This is a genomic window from Noviherbaspirillum sp., assembly GCF_035654295.1.
Classification (GTDB): domain Bacteria; phylum Pseudomonadota; class Gammaproteobacteria; order Burkholderiales; family Burkholderiaceae_D; genus Noviherbaspirillum.
Genome location: NZ_DASRXF010000170.1, coordinates 1 through 14,597, shown reverse-complemented (window position 1 = coordinate 14,597; position 14,597 = coordinate 1). Strand labels below are relative to the sequence as shown.

At 63.5% G+C, this 14,597-nt stretch carries 12 protein-coding genes and 2 tRNA genes; 8 read left to right on the top strand and 6 right to left on the bottom strand.

From position 1 onward, the window contains the following. From VFF99_RS16235 to VFF99_RS16215, 5 genes are all read left to right on the top strand, one after another. Positions 1–708: S16 family serine protease (locus VFF99_RS16235; RefSeq protein WP_325019702.1), on the top strand; the 708-nt coding region annotated here is incomplete at its 5' end. 191 nt (positions 709–899) lie between these two features. Continuing rightward, the gene (locus tag VFF99_RS16230; protein ID WP_325019700.1) at positions 900–1,235 is read left to right on the top strand and encodes an HU family DNA-binding protein; all 336 of its coding nucleotides are present in this window, start codon (positions 900–902) and stop codon (positions 1,233–1,235) included. A 99-nt stretch (positions 1,236–1,334) separates the two neighbouring features. After that, a tRNA-Val gene (locus VFF99_RS16225) sits at positions 1,335–1,410 on the top strand. Between the two features lie 29 nt (positions 1,411–1,439). After that, positions 1,440–1,516 (top strand) — tRNA-Asp (locus tag VFF99_RS16220). A 158-nt stretch (positions 1,517–1,674) separates the two neighbouring features. Beyond that, the gene (locus VFF99_RS16215; RefSeq protein WP_325019698.1) at positions 1,675–3,600 is read left to right on the top strand and encodes a SurA N-terminal domain-containing protein; all 1,926 of its coding nucleotides are present in this window, start codon (positions 1,675–1,677) and stop codon (positions 3,598–3,600) included. Between the two features lie 75 nt (positions 3,601–3,675). On the opposite strand, the gene VFF99_RS16210 is transcribed toward VFF99_RS16215, so the two are convergent. Beyond that, the gene (locus VFF99_RS16210) at positions 3,676–4,326 is read right to left on the bottom strand and encodes an arylesterase (RefSeq protein ID WP_325019696.1); all 651 of its coding nucleotides are present in this window, start codon (positions 4,324–4,326) and stop codon (positions 3,676–3,678) included. Here VFF99_RS16210 and VFF99_RS16205 point away from each other — a divergent pair. After that, positions 4,325–5,008 carry an ABC transporter ATP-binding protein gene (locus tag VFF99_RS16205; protein WP_325019694.1) on the top strand — a complete coding sequence of 228 codons (684 nt, stop codon included), beginning with the start codon at positions 4,325–4,327 and terminating at the stop codon, positions 5,006–5,008. The genes VFF99_RS16210 and VFF99_RS16205 overlap by 2 nt on opposite strands. Here the strand turns inward: VFF99_RS16205 and VFF99_RS16200 are convergent. Further along, a complete protein-coding gene (locus tag VFF99_RS16200; protein WP_325019692.1) occupies positions 5,005–5,928 on the bottom strand; it encodes a DMT family transporter in 924 nt (307 codons plus the stop codon). The two genes, VFF99_RS16205 and VFF99_RS16200, sit on opposite strands and share 4 nt — an antisense overlap. Then, positions 5,903–7,429, bottom strand: a complete 1,527-nt coding sequence (locus VFF99_RS16195) for an NAD(P)H-hydrate dehydratase (protein ID WP_325019690.1) — start codon at positions 7,427–7,429, stop codon at positions 5,903–5,905. Before VFF99_RS16195 ends, VFF99_RS16200 begins: the two co-directional genes overlap by 26 nt. A 153-nt stretch (positions 7,430–7,582) precedes the next feature. On the opposite strand from VFF99_RS16195, the gene VFF99_RS16190 reads away from it, so the two are divergent. After that, positions 7,583–7,846: a DUF2249 domain-containing protein gene (locus VFF99_RS16190; RefSeq protein WP_325019688.1), complete on the top strand. Its 264-nt coding sequence runs from the start codon at positions 7,583–7,585 to the stop codon at positions 7,844–7,846. 8 nt (positions 7,847–7,854) lie between these two features. Here the strand turns inward: VFF99_RS16190 and VFF99_RS16185 are convergent, their stop codons facing one another. The 3 genes from VFF99_RS16185 to VFF99_RS16175 form a co-directional block, all read right to left on the bottom strand. After that, entirely contained in the window at positions 7,855–8,967 is a 1,113-nt protein-coding gene (locus VFF99_RS16185) for an NAD(P)/FAD-dependent oxidoreductase (protein WP_325019686.1), read from the bottom strand. Further along, entirely contained in the window at positions 8,960–10,213 is a 1,254-nt protein-coding gene (locus VFF99_RS16180) for a D-amino acid dehydrogenase (RefSeq protein WP_325019684.1), read from the bottom strand. Before VFF99_RS16180 ends, VFF99_RS16185 begins: the two co-directional genes overlap by 8 nt. A 184-nt stretch (positions 10,214–10,397) precedes the next feature. Further along, complete coding sequence (locus tag VFF99_RS16175) at positions 10,398–11,717, bottom strand: amidase (RefSeq protein ID WP_325019682.1); 1,320 nt, start codon at positions 11,715–11,717, stop codon at positions 10,398–10,400. A 201-nt stretch (positions 11,718–11,918) separates the two neighbouring features. On the opposite strand from VFF99_RS16175, the gene purL reads away from it, so the two are divergent. Next, the coding region (purL, locus tag VFF99_RS16170; RefSeq protein ID WP_325019680.1) for a phosphoribosylformylglycinamidine synthase at positions 11,919–14,597 on the top strand (2,679 nt) is incomplete at its 3' end.

Here is a 14,597-nt window from a genome sequence, read left to right as displayed (position 1 = left end):
CCCGTCTCGGCGAAGAACCTCGACAAGTTCCTTGGCGTGCGCCGCTACGACTTCGGCATCGCCGAGAAGGAAAACCAGATCGGCCAGGTGGTCGGCCTCGCGTGGACGGAAGTCGGCGGCGACCTGCTGACGATCGAAGCGATGACGATGCCGGGCAAGGGCGACATCATCCGCACCGGTACGCTGGGCGACGTGATGAAGGAGTCGATCGAGGCAGCTCGTACCGTGGTGCGCAGCCGTTCCAAGCGCCTGGGTATCAAGAACGAACTGTTCGGCAAGAGCGACATCCACATCCACGTGCCGGAAGGCGCAACGCCGAAGGACGGTCCGTCCGCCGGTATTGCGATGACGACGGCGCTCGTGTCCGTGCTGACGGGTATTCCGGTACGTGCGGACGTGGCGATGACCGGCGAGATCACGCTGCGCGGCGAAGTGCTGCCGATCGGCGGCCTGAAGGAGAAGCTGCTGGCAGCGCACCGCGGCGGCATCAAGACCGTGCTGATCCCTGAGCAGAACGTGAAGGATCTTGCGGACATTCCGGACAACGTGAAGAACAAGCTGGAGATCGTGCCGGTACGCTGGATTGAGAAGGTACTGGAAGTTGCTCTTGAGCGACAGCCGGTTGCGCTGACCGACGTCGACGCGCCGGTCGATACCGCAGTGACGGCCGCGACCGGGACCACAGATCCCAACGTGGTCAAGCACTGAAAAAGCTGCACCAGAAAAGCGCTCTTCGGAGCGCTTTTTTTTTGCCTGTGCACCGTTCCAAAGCAGGGCGCTCGACCTTTGTCTGCACACCGCGGAACGAGAGGGCAATCGGCCGGAAGATGGCTTGACACAAGGCTTTGCGACTTGTTTAATACGGGCTGCAGAAAATTCCTTATCTGCATTTTGTGCGCTTGAGCAAGAAAAAGAGCCAGAAACAGGCGCGGCAAAATCCAAACTTTTTTGAGGGGGCGTCAGTGAATAAAACAGAACTTATCGATCACATTTCGGGTACCGCGGACATCTCGAAAGCAGCAGCGACCCGCGCACTCGATGCGTTGATCGGTGCAGTCAAGACCACGTTGAAGAAGAACGGCTCCGTGACCCTGGTCGGTTTCGGTACCTTCACCGTCGGCAAGCGCGCCGCACGCACCGGCCGCAATCCGCGTACCGGCGACGCCATCAAGATCAAGGCTGCCAAGGTGCCTAAATTCCGTCCGGGCAAGGCACTGAAAGATGCACTCAACTAACAATTAAGTGGTGCATCGCGATAAAAGATGCTGTATAATCTTGCTTTTTACGACGTGGTGACAAACGTCGTGAAGCTTGGCTGGCTAAGTGTGGTATCAGGGTGCTTAGCTCAGTTGGTAGAGCGGCGCCCTTACAAGGCGTAGGTCGGGAGTTCGAGCCTCTCAGCACCCACCAAGGCAGCCAGGCCATGCAGTAGAGTTTCAGGAGTGGTAGTTCAGTCGGTTAGAATACCGGCCTGTCACGCCGGGGGTCGCGGGTTCGAGTCCCGTCCACTCCGCCAACAACGAGAAAAGGCGAACGCAAGTTCGCCTTTTTTCTTATGCGCGAAAGAATTTGCAGTGTCTGGCAGAATGCCGCTGGTGCACTGGTGTCGAATGGCAGCGGTGAGCGCGTCATCGAAATTTCGTAATCACAATCTGTACGCCTGTAGGACGGACCATGTTTGACTTTATCCGCACGCATCAACGCTTGATGCAGTTCGTGCTCCTGCTGTTCATTTTCCCGTCGTTCGTGTTTTTCGGACTTGAGGGATATACCAGGATGAGCGAGGGAGGAGACGCTGTCGCGAAGGTTGCCGGCAATTCGATCACCCAGCAGGAACTGGACAACGCACAGCGCGAACAGATGGAGCGTTTCCGCCAGATGCTCGGCGCGCAGTTCGATCCGAAGATGCTCGACACACCGGAGGCAAGGCAGGAGATTCTCGACGGCCTGATCGCCCAGCGCGTGCTCGTGGCCGAGGCAGCGAACAACCGTCTGTCCGTGAGCGACCAGACGCTGCAGCAGACCATCCTCGCGATGCCGGGATTGACCGGCGCAGATGGCAAGTTCGACGTCGAACGCTACAAATCCGCGCTGGCCGCACAAGGCATGACGCCGGCGATGTTCGAAGCACAGCTGCGCCGCGACCTCGCCTTGCAGCAGGTGTCCGGTGCCATCGAGGGCACGGCGTTTGCCCCGAAGGCAGTGGCGAACCGCCTCTCCGATCTCAACGACCAGGAACGTGAAGTCCAGGAACTGCTGTTCAAGACGGCCGATTTTGCATCGCAGGTGAAGGTGACCGACGAGATGCTGAAGGAGTACTACGAAAGGAACAGCGCCCAGTTCGAAATCCCGGAGCAGGTCAAGGCCGAGTACGTTGTCCTCAACAGTGATGCGGTCGCTTCCCAGATTTCGGTCAGCGATGCCGACATCAAGTCTTACTATGAACAGAACGCGAAGCGCTTTGCCGAGGAGGAGCAGCGCCGTGCGAGCCATATCCTGATCAAGGCGGACAAGGGTGCGGCGGCGGCCGATAAGGCGGCGGCGAAGGAAAAGGCGGAAAAGCTGCTGGAGCAGGTACGCAAGAACCCGGGCGATTTCGCCAAGCTTGCCAAGGAACATTCGCAGGATCCCGGCTCGGCAGAGCGTGGCGGTGATCTCGATTTCTTTGCCAAGGGCATGATGGTCCCGTCGTTCGAGGAAGCTGCGTTCAAGCTGAAGCAGGGCGAGATCAGCAACGTGGTCGAATCCGATTTCGGTTATCACATCATCCAGCTCACCGGCATCAAGCCGGGGACGACCAAGAGCCTGGACGAGGTGAAAGGACAGATCGCGGCCGAGATCAAGAAGCAGCTCGCCTCGAAGAAGTTCTCCGAGATGGCCGAACAGTTCAGCAACATGGTCTATGAGCAATCGGACAGCCTGAAACCGGTTGCCGACAAGCTCGGCCTGAAGATTGAAACGGCCGAGGGCTTGACGCGCAAGCCGAACCCCGCCATTGCGCCGAACGCGCCGTTCAACCACCCGAAATTCCTGGGCGCATTGTTCTCGGACGAGGCCGTCAAGAACAAGCGCAACACCGAGGCCGTCGAAGTCGCTCCCAGCACGCTGGTAGCGGGACGTGTCGTCGATTACAAGCCGGTAACCAAGCGTCCGTTCGAGGAGGTGCAGGCGGTTGTGCGCGAGCGCGTCACCCAGGCTGAAGCCGTCAAACTGGCGAAGAAGGCGGGCGAAGAGAAACTTGCGGCCTTGAAGTCGGGCGGCGAGGCCGCCGGATTCTCGGACGCGAAAACCGTTTCCCGCGTGAAGGGCCAGGGCGTGCGTCCGGAAGCGCTCGCCGCCGTCATGAAGGCCGACACTTCCAAGCTGCCGTCCTATGCGGGCGTTGAACTGCCGGGCGTGGGTTATGCTGTCTATCGCGTCAATAAGGTAAGCCAGCCGGCAAATCCGGATGCAGCCCGCCGCCAGAACGAGCAGCAGCAGATCGCCAACGGTCTGGCGCAGCTCGAAGCAAATGCCTACCTCGAAGCGCTGAAGAAGAAGGCGAAGGTGGAGATCCTGCGTTCGCCGGTCAAGCCGGCTGCAGGCGACGCCGAGAAGTAACAGGGCGGATTCGCCCAACAAAAAACCGCTCGTGCAACGAGCGGTTTTTTTTTGCCGTTTTCTCGGCCTGCGTTCCTAGCGTTGCAGCAAGGACTTCAAATGGGGCCAGATATTGTCGAGCATGATGGGCTGGGCCTCAGCGAGCGGATGGATGCGGTCGGCCTGGAATAGCTGGGGCCGGCTCGCAACGCCTTCGAGCAGGAATGGCACCAGAGATACCTTGGCCTCCTTCGAGAGCTTCTCGTAAAGGCCGGCAAAGCGGTCGGCGTATTCGCGCCCGTAATTGGGCGGGATCTGCATGCCGACGAGCAGCACTTTCGCCTTGGCCTTCTGCGCTTCCTGGATCATGTTGCGCAGGTTCGCTTCGGCGGAGGCTAGGGGCAGGCCGCGCAAGCCGTCGTTTCCGCCCAGTTCGATGACGACGATATGCGGGCGGTGCTGTCCCAACAGTCCGGGCAGGCGCGCCTTGCCGCCGCTGGTCGTTTCGCCACTGATGCTGGCGTTGACGATGTTGGCATCGATCCGCTCCGCCTTGAGACGTTGTTCGAGCAGCGTAACCCAGCCTGCGCCGCGCGCGATGCCATATTCCGCCGAGAGGCTGTCGCCGAGCACGAGCACGGTTTTTGATGCAGAATAGGCGCACGTTGCAAAGAAGACGAGCGACAACGCCGCCGCCATCCTCAGCCATCCGGTCACGTTTTCCAATTTCCTGAACTTATCCTGCATGCCTGAACCTTCCTCGACAATTCCTGCGATTGAAACCATTCATCTAAGCAAGCGTGTCGCCGATGCGACCGGTGAGCTGACCATCTTGCGCGATATCGATTTTACCGTGCAGCCTGGAGAGACGCTGGCCATCGTCGGGGCATCGGGTTCGGGGAAGTCGACGCTGCTCGGCCTGCTCGCGGGGCTCGACACACCGTCAGATGGTACGGTCAAGCTCGATGGCGTGGATATCTTTGCGCTCAGCGAAGACGGCCGTGCGGGGCTGCGCCAGGCCAAGCTTGGATTCGTGTTCCAGTCGTTCCAGCTGCTTGCGCACCTGACGGCGCTGGAGAATGTCATGCTGCCGCTCGAACTGCGGCGCGACGACGACGCGCGCGCCAAGGCGGAGGCGATGCTGGGACGTGTGGGGCTGTCGAGCAGGCTGCGGCACTATCCGAAATATCTTTCCGGCGGCGAACAGCAGCGCGTGGCGCTGGCGCGCGCCTTCGTTACCGAACCGCCTCTCCTGTTCGCCGACGAACCGACCGGCAGCCTGGACGCGGCGACCGGCGATGCGGTCATCAAGCTCATGTTCGAGCTCAATGAGGAACGCGGATCAACCCTGGTCCTGGTGACGCACGATCCCTCCATCGCCGCCCGTTGCAGGCGCACGATCACGATTGCCGCCGGACAGCTGACCTAAGGCGTCGCCGGCCCGGGTGCATCGGACTGCACGCGGCGGTGTTCCACAAAGGCGATCCCGATGCCGCCGGCGCAGATGATCCCGATACCCACGGCGGTGAGCGCATCGGGCAACTGGCCGAAGACCAGCCATCCCATCGTCGTCGCCGAAATGATCTGCAGGTAGGCGTAAGGCGCGAGCAGAGATGCTTCGGCATGCTTGTAGGCGCTGTTGACAAGCAGATGCCCGACCGTGCTGGTGACGCCGGTCGAGGCGAGGATCAGCCACTCTGTCGTGCTGGGGGTGTGCGGTGTCCAGAAAAATGGGACGATGGCACTGCTGATGACCATTCCTACCAGGCCGCCGTAGAACAAGGTCACCATCGGATGGTCTGTCTGGTTGGTCTTGCGGGTGAGGACGACGACGGCCGCGAACACCAGCGCCGACAAAAGGCCGAGCATCACCCCGAGCGGCGAGATGCTTCCGCCGGGCCGCATCACGATCAGCATGCCGCTGAAACCCACCGCTACCGCCACCCAGCGCGACGCATACGATTTTTCCTTCAGCAGCCACGGCGAGATTGCGAGCACGAACAGGGGCGCGCAAAAATTCATTGCCGTCCCTTCCGACAATGGCGCAATCTTCAGCACGGAAAAGAAAACGACTGTCGACAAGAGCAGGAGCGCGGCGCGGAACACTTGCAGCTGCGGACGGCGGGTGTGCAGGATGCTGCGGCCATGTCTGCGGCGAAAGTGCGGCGCGAGAACTGCCGCCATCAGCAGCGTGTTCAGCGAGTAGCGCATCCACGCGATCATGATCACGTGGTAACCGGACTGCGCCAGGAGTTTTCCGGCGGCGTCGAGCAGCGACAAAGTCCACTGTCCGAGTACCAGGCAGGCGATGCCCACCCAGAGCTTAGCGTGCGAAGTGGCTTGCGGCATGCGCTTCCGTCAGTTGGTTCAGGAGCGTGCGTACGGCGGGAATCAATTCGCTTGCCGTGAGGCCGACCGGTCCTGTGCCTTGCTGCACGAGGATATTGGCGGCCTGTCCGTGCATCCACGTCGCCGCCAGCGCCGCTTGCCACGCGGGGAAACCCTGGGCCAGGAGCGCGCCGCATATGCCGGCAAGGACATCGCCGGTGCCGGCGGTGGCGAGGGCGGCATTGCCGGTGGTGTTGATCACAACGCTGCCGTCCGGGGCGGCAATGATACTCCCTGCACCCTTGAGAATCGCCACGCAATGAAAGCGCCGGGCAAGTTCGCGTGCGCTGCGCACGCGGTCCGCTTGCACCGTTGCCGTGGAAGACTGCAGGAGGCGCGCGGCTTCTAGGGGATGCGGCGTCATGACGGTCGGCGCGGTGCGTTGCGAAAACCGGGCATGCAGGCCCGGCTCGGACGCGATCAGGTTCAGCGCATCCGCGTCCACCACGAGCGGCCCCGGGCAGTGAAGCGCCTTTGCCAGCACGTCGTGCGCTTCGCGTGAGGTGCCCATGCCCGGGCCGGCGACCACGGTGCCTGATGTGAAATCCATCGTTGTCGCGGCGCGGCACATCAGTTCGGGCTGCATGGCGTCGTAGGGAGGCGGTTCGCCGACAAACGCGGCGAACACCCGCCCCGCGCCGCACTTGGCCGCGGCCCTGGCCGCGAGGATGGGTGCCCCAGCCATGCCCGCCGCGCCACCGGCGACGATGACGTCGCCATAGCTGCCCTTGTGCGAATTGTGCGGCCGCTTTTTCAAGCAGCCGGAGAAGGCATCGATCGAGTTCAGCCGCATGCCGGAGGGCTTGAACAGGTCCTCGTCGATATCGAGGCTCGCGACGTGGACATGGCCTGCGCAATCACGCCCGTTCAGGGTATGCAGTCCCGGCTTGTCGGCGATGAAGGTGATCGTGTGCGTGGCGCGCACGGCGATGCCGTTGTCACCGACGATCGTGCCGGTATCGGCATCCAGGCCGCTCGGCACGTCGAGAGCGAGCACCGGGCAGGAGAGGGCATTGATTCTTTCCACCAGCTCGCGGTGGATTCCGGCAATCGGGCGCTGCAGTCCGATGCCGAACAGGCCGTCGATCGCGAGATCGCAATCCGGCATGAATTCCGCAGCTGCAACGTCCACGATGTTCAAGGGACTATTCCTCGCCCGTTCGAATACCCGGCCCGCGTCCGCTGGAAAGCGTGCGGGATCCGCGCACAGGATGACCGTGACGTCGAGGCCGTGCTCGGCAAGGAGGCGGGCCGCTTCGATCGCGTCGCCGCCATTGTTGCCGGGGCCGGCGAACGCGACGATGCGGGCGTCGGTGGATGCGCCGGCCAGAAGGCCGAGCGCAAACTCCGCTGCTGCCTTGCCGGCGCGTTCCATCAACGCACCCTGGGGCAGGGCGGCGAGGCTCGCCTGTTCGATCTCGCGAATAGTTGAAACGGTATAAAGCGCGGTGGCGTTGGGCATGGGCGGGAGATCGTGGTCGGGTCAACGATTTTATGCCAACTCCACGGAAGCCGCGAAAAAGCTGCGCTCCGGCACCGGATTTTCATTGCCGGCGCTTAAAGATTCATTTATAATGAATCTTATTCCTCAGCTTGTTCACAAAGGAGTCTTTCCATGACACACGATTGTTCCCGTCCGCTGGTTTCCGGTGGTGTCTATCCGTTCGATGCACGCGGCGTTGCCAAGCGCTTCCGCCACGCGGCGATCTTTGGTGCGCTGGATGCCCTCGAACCGGGCGAGACGATGCGCTTCTGTAACGACCACGATCCGCTGCCGCTGCTGGCGCAGATCGACCACTTTTTCGGCACGCGGATCCAGATGGCGTACGTCAAGCGTGAGCCGGGCGAGATCGTGATCGATTTCTTCGTCGCCTCCTGAGCGATTTCCTACGCGGCCAGCAGGCCGCGTACATGCGCCGCGATGGCAAGCGATGCGGTCAGTCCGGGGGACTCGATGCCGTACAGGCCGAGGTAATGCGGATTACCGTGTGATGCAAACAGGAAGTCGGCCGCGGCAGCGCCGGGCGGCGTGATTTTCGGCCGGACGCCCGAATATGCCGGCTGCAGCGCGTCGTCGGCGAGGTCCGGCCAATAGGCGCGGATCTCCCGGTAGAATCCGTGCGCGCGGGCTGCGTCGACGCTGTAGTCAATGTCGCCCTGCGGATTGTCGATCCATTCCACGTCCGGGCCGAAACGCGCCTGTCCGCCGAGGTCTAGCGTCAGGTGCACCCCGAGTCCGCCGGGCTCTGGTACCGGATAGATCAGCCGCGAAAACGGTGCCTTCCCTGCAAGCGAGTAGTAGTTGCCCTTGGCGAAGTAGGCACGGGGAATGGCGCCGTCATCCAGCCCGTCGACGCCGGCTGCCAGGCGTGGCGCCCAAAGGCCGGCGCAATTGACGAGCGTGGCCGCTTCAAGTTCCGTTTCTTCGCCATCGCTGCCGCGTACCCGGATGACGACTCCCGACTCCGTCGCTTGCCCCCCAGTCACCTCACTGTTCATCGCAAACACGGCGCCCGCATTTTCCCCATCGCCTTGCAGGGCGAGCATGTAGGCATGGGTGTCGATGATGCCGGTGTTCGGCGAGGCCAGCGCGGCGATGCAGGCAAGCGAGGGTTCCAGCGCGCGTGCCTGCGCCCCCGTGATCAGGCTGACTTCAGTGCAGCCGTTGGCGTGCGCCTGTGCGAGGATCGCCTCCAGCTTTGGCGCCTGCTGCTCCGAGGTGGCGACAACCAGCTTTCCGCAGCGCCGGTGGCCGATGCCTTTTTCCTCGCAGTAGGCGTACAAGGCGTCGCGCCCTTGCAGGCAGAGCCGGGCCTTGAGGCTGCCCGTCGGGTAGTACAGCCCGGCGTGGATGACTTCGCTGTTGCGCGAGCTCGTCTCCATCCCGATTGCCGCGTGCTTTTCGATGACCAGCACTTCGCGCCCCTGCAATGCGAGCTCGCGGGCGACCGCCAGCCCGACGACGCCCGCGCCGACGACGATGCAATCGATCTTATCCATAGCGCGAAAGGGTCAGTCCGTCGGTATCGATCTCGGGCGCGTAACCGGACACGATGTCCGCGACCACCTTGCCCGAGCCGGCGGCCATCGCCCAGCCATTCGAGCCGTGCCCGATGTTGAGGTATACGCTTCGAATGGGCGTGGCGCCGATGAGGGGCGGGCCGTCCGGCAGCATGGGGCGTGTGCCGGTCCAGAAGTTAGCTTGCGCATAATTGGCGGCGTCGGGAAACCAGTCGCCGCCAACCTTCAGCAGCGTGCGCAGCGCGCGGTCGCGCAATTTCGCGGAGCTGGAACCGAGCTCGGCGGTGCCTGCGAGGCGAATGCGGCCGCCGAGGCGGGTAATCGCGACGCGGTAGGTTTCGTCGAGCACCGCCGCCTGCGGCGCATGCTCGAAGTTCTTGATCAGCGCTGTCGCGGAATAGCCCCTGACCGGATACATCGGTACCTGGATGCCGAGCGGTTTGAGCAGGCTGACGCTGTCCATGCCGGCGGCGATGACGACCGCGTCGGCCGGATAGCGTCCGTCATCCACATGCAAGGCGACCCCGCGCGACTCGGACTCGATACCGTGCACCGTGCTGGTGAAATGGAACTGCACGCCGATGGAGCTGGCGATCTGCTTGAGCCGCTTGGTGAACAGCGGGCAGTTGCCGGCTTCGTCCTGGGGCAGGTAGACGCCGCCGCACAGCGGTGTGTCGGAAGCCAGCGCCGGCTCGATTGCGCGCACGCCTTCCGGGTCGAGGATCTGGTGCGGCACCTCGTTCTCCGCGAGCAGCGCGAGGCCGGGCTCCGCCAGCTTGCGGTCTTTCTCCGTGCGGAAGAGCTGCAGGACGCCCTGGGTCTGTTCGTAGTCGATCTGGTAATACTCGCGTATCTGGCGCAGGACATCCCGGCTGTAGAACGCCAGGCGCTGCATGCGTGTGCGGTTGATGCGATAGCGCTCCAGTTCGCATTCCGACATCCATTGCCGCACCCAGCGCCAGAGGGCGCGGTCGATGGCCGGCTTCAGCAGGACAGGCGATTCATTGCGAAAGAGATAGGAGAGGAGCTTGCGGGGCATGCCCGGGGCAGCCCAGGGCGAGGCATAGCCCGGCGCGACGATGCCGCCGTTGGCGAAGCTCGCCTCCTGGGCGACGTTCTGGTGGCGCTCGATGACGACCACGTCATGTCCGGCTTCCGCCAGGAAGTACGCGGTGCACACGCCGACCACGCCGCCGCCCACCACTGCGATTTGTTTTTGTGTCACTGATTAACCTGATTGCTGAAGACTACGGCCGCCCCGATCAAGGAAACGTAGACCGCCCGACATATTGCGTGGTTCAAAGGCGTAATTTTATTCGAGGCCGATCGTCCGGAACACTGCAATCGCGTCAGATCGCGAACGGGACATTGTCTGCAGGGCAATCGGGAAAACGGGATGATACGCCGCGTTACTGTGCCTGCAGGGTACGTTCGATGGCACGCGCAACCGCCAGGATCTTGCGGTCGGACATCGCAGGCCCGGCCACCATCAGCCCCACCGGCAGGGTCCCCTGCGCATGGCAGGGCAGCGACACCGCGCAACCGTCGAGGAGGTTGATGGCCGACGTATTGCGCAACAGCAGGCCATTCGCCTTGAAGAAGGCTTCTTCCGAGCCTTCAAGCTCGGCAATCGGCGGTGCCACCATCGGCACGGTCGGCATGACGAGCGAGTCGAACGGGCCGAGCGCTTCCTCCATACGCACGATCCAGTCGCGCCGGTTGCGGTGCAGGTCGATGTAATCGGCGGCGCTCACGGAAGCGCCGGTCTTGATGCGCTTTGCCACGCGGAAGTCGTATTCCGCTTCACGGCGCGCGAGCAGCGCGCGATGCCATGCAAACGATTCGGGGCCGGAGAACCGGTTCAGGTCGGCCGCTTCGGCCAGAAGCCCGAATGACACGTCGACGATCTTCGCGCCCGCCGCCGAGAGCCGGGCCAGCGCGGCCGAGAACGATGCGGCCACATGCGGCTCGAGCCCGTCGAGCATCACCGTCTGCGGGACGGCAAGGCGCAGGCCGGCGAGCGGCAGGTCGGGGATGGACAGGGCGTTGTCGGCGATGATGCTGTCGACCAGGATGCAGTCGTCGACCGAGCGCGTCATCGCGCATATCGTATCGAGGGTCGGCGACAAGGGCAGGGTGCCTTCGGAAGGAACGCGGCGCGCCGTGGGCTTGAAGCCGACGATGCCGCACAACGCGGCCGGGATGCGGATCGAGCCGCCCGTATCCGAGCCGATCGCCGCCACGCACAGGCCGGTCGCCACCGAGACGGCCGCACCGGAGGAAGAGCCGCCGGGAATGCGCGCGACAGACTTGTCAGCCGGATTGGCCGGCGTGCCGTAATGCGGATTCAGGCCGACGCCGGAGAAGGCGAATTCAGTCATGTTCGTCTTGCCGATGATGGCCGCGCCGGCGATACGCAGGCGCTTGACGACGGGAGCGTCGGACTTGGCCGGCGGTGCGCCGCGCAGGACGGTCGACCCGGCCAGCGTGGTTTCGCCGGCGATATCGACGAGATCCTTGATCGACACCGGCAGTCCGGCCAGCGGCGACACCTCGACGCCGGCCGCGCGCATCTTGTCGGCATGCTCGCCGGCGGCGCGCGCCGCGTCGGGGTACAGCCGTGTGAAGACCGCAGGATACTTTTCCGCTTCTTCCAGGCTGACGTCCACCAGCGAATAACGGGAATAGCGGGCGAGGGCAGGAATCGATTTGGCGGTCAGCGGGTTCATGCGAAGGTGACGGTTCAGGAGTTGGAATCGGCCCGGCAACAATAGCACAGAGAGGGAAATATCACGAAGCGCAGAGGCATCCCGGAGCATGCGTTGCCAAAGCTGCCATGAGGCGTGTCGCGGTATAATCCCGGTTTCCGTTTTAACCTGCAACCGCGCGGCGTCTTTTCGCAGCCGGACTGCATCAATTTTCTTGCCGCCATGTTGATTCTGCCGGGCTCCAACGCCCTGTCTGCCTTCCGTACCCAGCGTCTTTTGTCACAATTGCAAGCGGTCGAGCCCGCCATCATTGGCATTACCGGGCGCTTCCTGCATTTCGTCGAAGCGGCAGTCGCGCCGGGCGAGGACGATATCGGTCGCCTGAACGCACTGCTGACCTACGGCGAACCGTTCACCGCCGCTGCCGACGGCGACGAGTTCGTGGTCATTCCGCGTTTCGGCACGATTTCCGCGTGGGCGAGCAAGGCGACCGACATTGTCCATAACTGCGGCATGGGCCACATCAAGCGTCTCGAGCGCGGCGTGTCCTACCGCGTGCAGCTCAAGACCGGCCTGCTCGGCGGTGCGAAGAAACTGTCCGAGGCCGCCGCGCAGGAAGTCGCCGCGCTGCTGCACGACCGCATGACCGAGACCGTGCTGCGCAATGCGAACGATGCCGCCGGCCTGTTCCGCGAACTGGAAGCCAGGCCGCTCGAGTTCGTCGATGTGCTCGGCGGCGGGCGCGATGCGCTGGTCAAGGCCAATACCGACCTCGGCCTGGCCCTGTCGGAAGACGAAATCGACTACCTGAACAACGCCTTCACCCAGGCCAAGCGCAATCCGACCGATGTCGAACTGATGATGTTCGCGCAGGCCAACAGCGAGCATTGCCGTCACAAGATCTTCAACGCCGATTGGACCATCGACGGCGTGAAGCAGGACAAGTCGCTGTTCGCGATGATCAAGAACACCCACCAGCTCAACCCGAAGGGAACGGTGGTGGCCTACAGCGACAACTCGTCCGTCATCGAGGGGGCGGCAGTGAAGCGCTTCTATCCGAACGGCGCGGCCAACGGCAACGTGTACGAGGAAAAGGAAGAGCTCACGCACATCCTGATGAAGGTGGAGACGCACAACCACCCGACCGCGATTTCCCCGTTCCCGGGCGCATCCACCGGCGCGGGCGGCGAGATCCGCGACGAAGGCGCGACCGGCCGCGGCGCAAAGCCGAAGGCCGGCCTCACCGGTTTCACCGTGTCCAACCTGATGCTGACACACTCCGTGCAGCCCTGGGAAAACGCGCGCGATGCCACCGAGCCTGTCGCCCAGCGCGAACACAAGGGCCAGAGCGGCATCTATGGCAAGCCGGACCGTATCGCTTCGCCGCTGCAGATCATGATCGACGGCCCGATTGGCGGCGCTGCCTTCAACAATGAATTCGGCCGTCCGAACCTCGGCGGCTACTTCCGCACCTACGAACAGAAAGTCGGCGGCAAGGTGTACGGCTACCACAAGCCGATCATGATCGCCGGCGGCATGGGCAACATCTCCGCCAAGCACACGAAGAAGCACGACCTGCCGGTGGGCAGCCTGCTGATCCAGCTCGGCGGCCCCGGCATGCGCATCGGCATGGGCGGCGGCGCGGCATCGTCGATGGCCACCGGCACCAATACCGCCGACCTCGATTTCGATTCCGTCCAGCGCGGCAATCCGGAGATGGAGCGCCGGGCGCAGGAAGTCATCAATGCCTGCTGGGCGATGGGCGACGACAATCCCATCCTCTCCATTCACGACGTCGGCGCGGGCGGTCTCTCCAACGCCTTTCCGGAGCTGACCAACGACGCTCGCCGCGGCGCGATCTTCGACCTGCGCAAGGTGCCGCTGGAAGAGAGCGGCATGGCGCCCAAGGAAATCTGGAGCAATGAATCGCAGGAGCGCTACGTGCTCGCGATCGCCCCGGAAAGCCTGCCGCTGTTCCAGTACCTGTGCGAGCGCGAGCGTGCGCCGTTCGCCGTGGTCGGCACGGCCACCGAAGAGCGCCAGCTGAAGGTGATCGATCCCGAGCACGACAACAATCCGGTCGACATGCCGATGGAAGTCCTGCTGGGCAAGCCGCCGAAGATGCACCGCGATGTCACGCACGTCGCCGCCGACCTGCCGCCGGTCGACCTGACCGGCATGGCGCTGGAAGACGTGGCACAGCGCGTGCTGCGCCTGCCGGCAGTGGCCGACAAATCCTTCCTCATCACCATCGGCGACCGTACCGTGGGTGCTACCTCGGTGCGCGACCAGATGGTCGGCCCGTGGCAGGTGCCGGTAGCGGACTGCGCGGTGACGGCCATGAGCTTCGAAGGCTATCGCGGCGAAGCGATGGCGATGGGTGAGCGTACGCCGCTGGCCGTCGTCAATGCCGCCGCATCCGGCCGCATGGCGGTGGGCGAGGCGATCACCAATATCGCGGCCGCCCCGATTGCTGATATCGGCGACATCAAGCTGTCGGCCAACTGGATGGCCGCCTGCGGCCAGCCCGGCCAGGACGCCGCCCTGTTCGACACCGTGAAGGCGGTGGGCATGGAATTGTGCCCGGCGCTGGGCATCAGCATCCCGGTCGGCAAGGATTCGCTGTCCATGCGCACGACATGGAAGGATGCCGAGGGCAGCAAGGAAGTCGTTTCGCCGGTATCGCTGATCGTCTCCGCTTTCGCCCCGGTGCCGGATGTGCGCCTGGCGCTCACGCCGCAACTGCGCAAGGATGCCGGCGAGACGGCGCTGATCCTGATCGACCTCGGCCGCGGCAAGAACCGCATGGGCGCCTCCGCGCTGGCGCAGGTGATGCAACAGATCGGCAACACGGTCCCTGACGTCGACAGCCCGGAAGACCTGAAGGCATTTTTCTCGGCG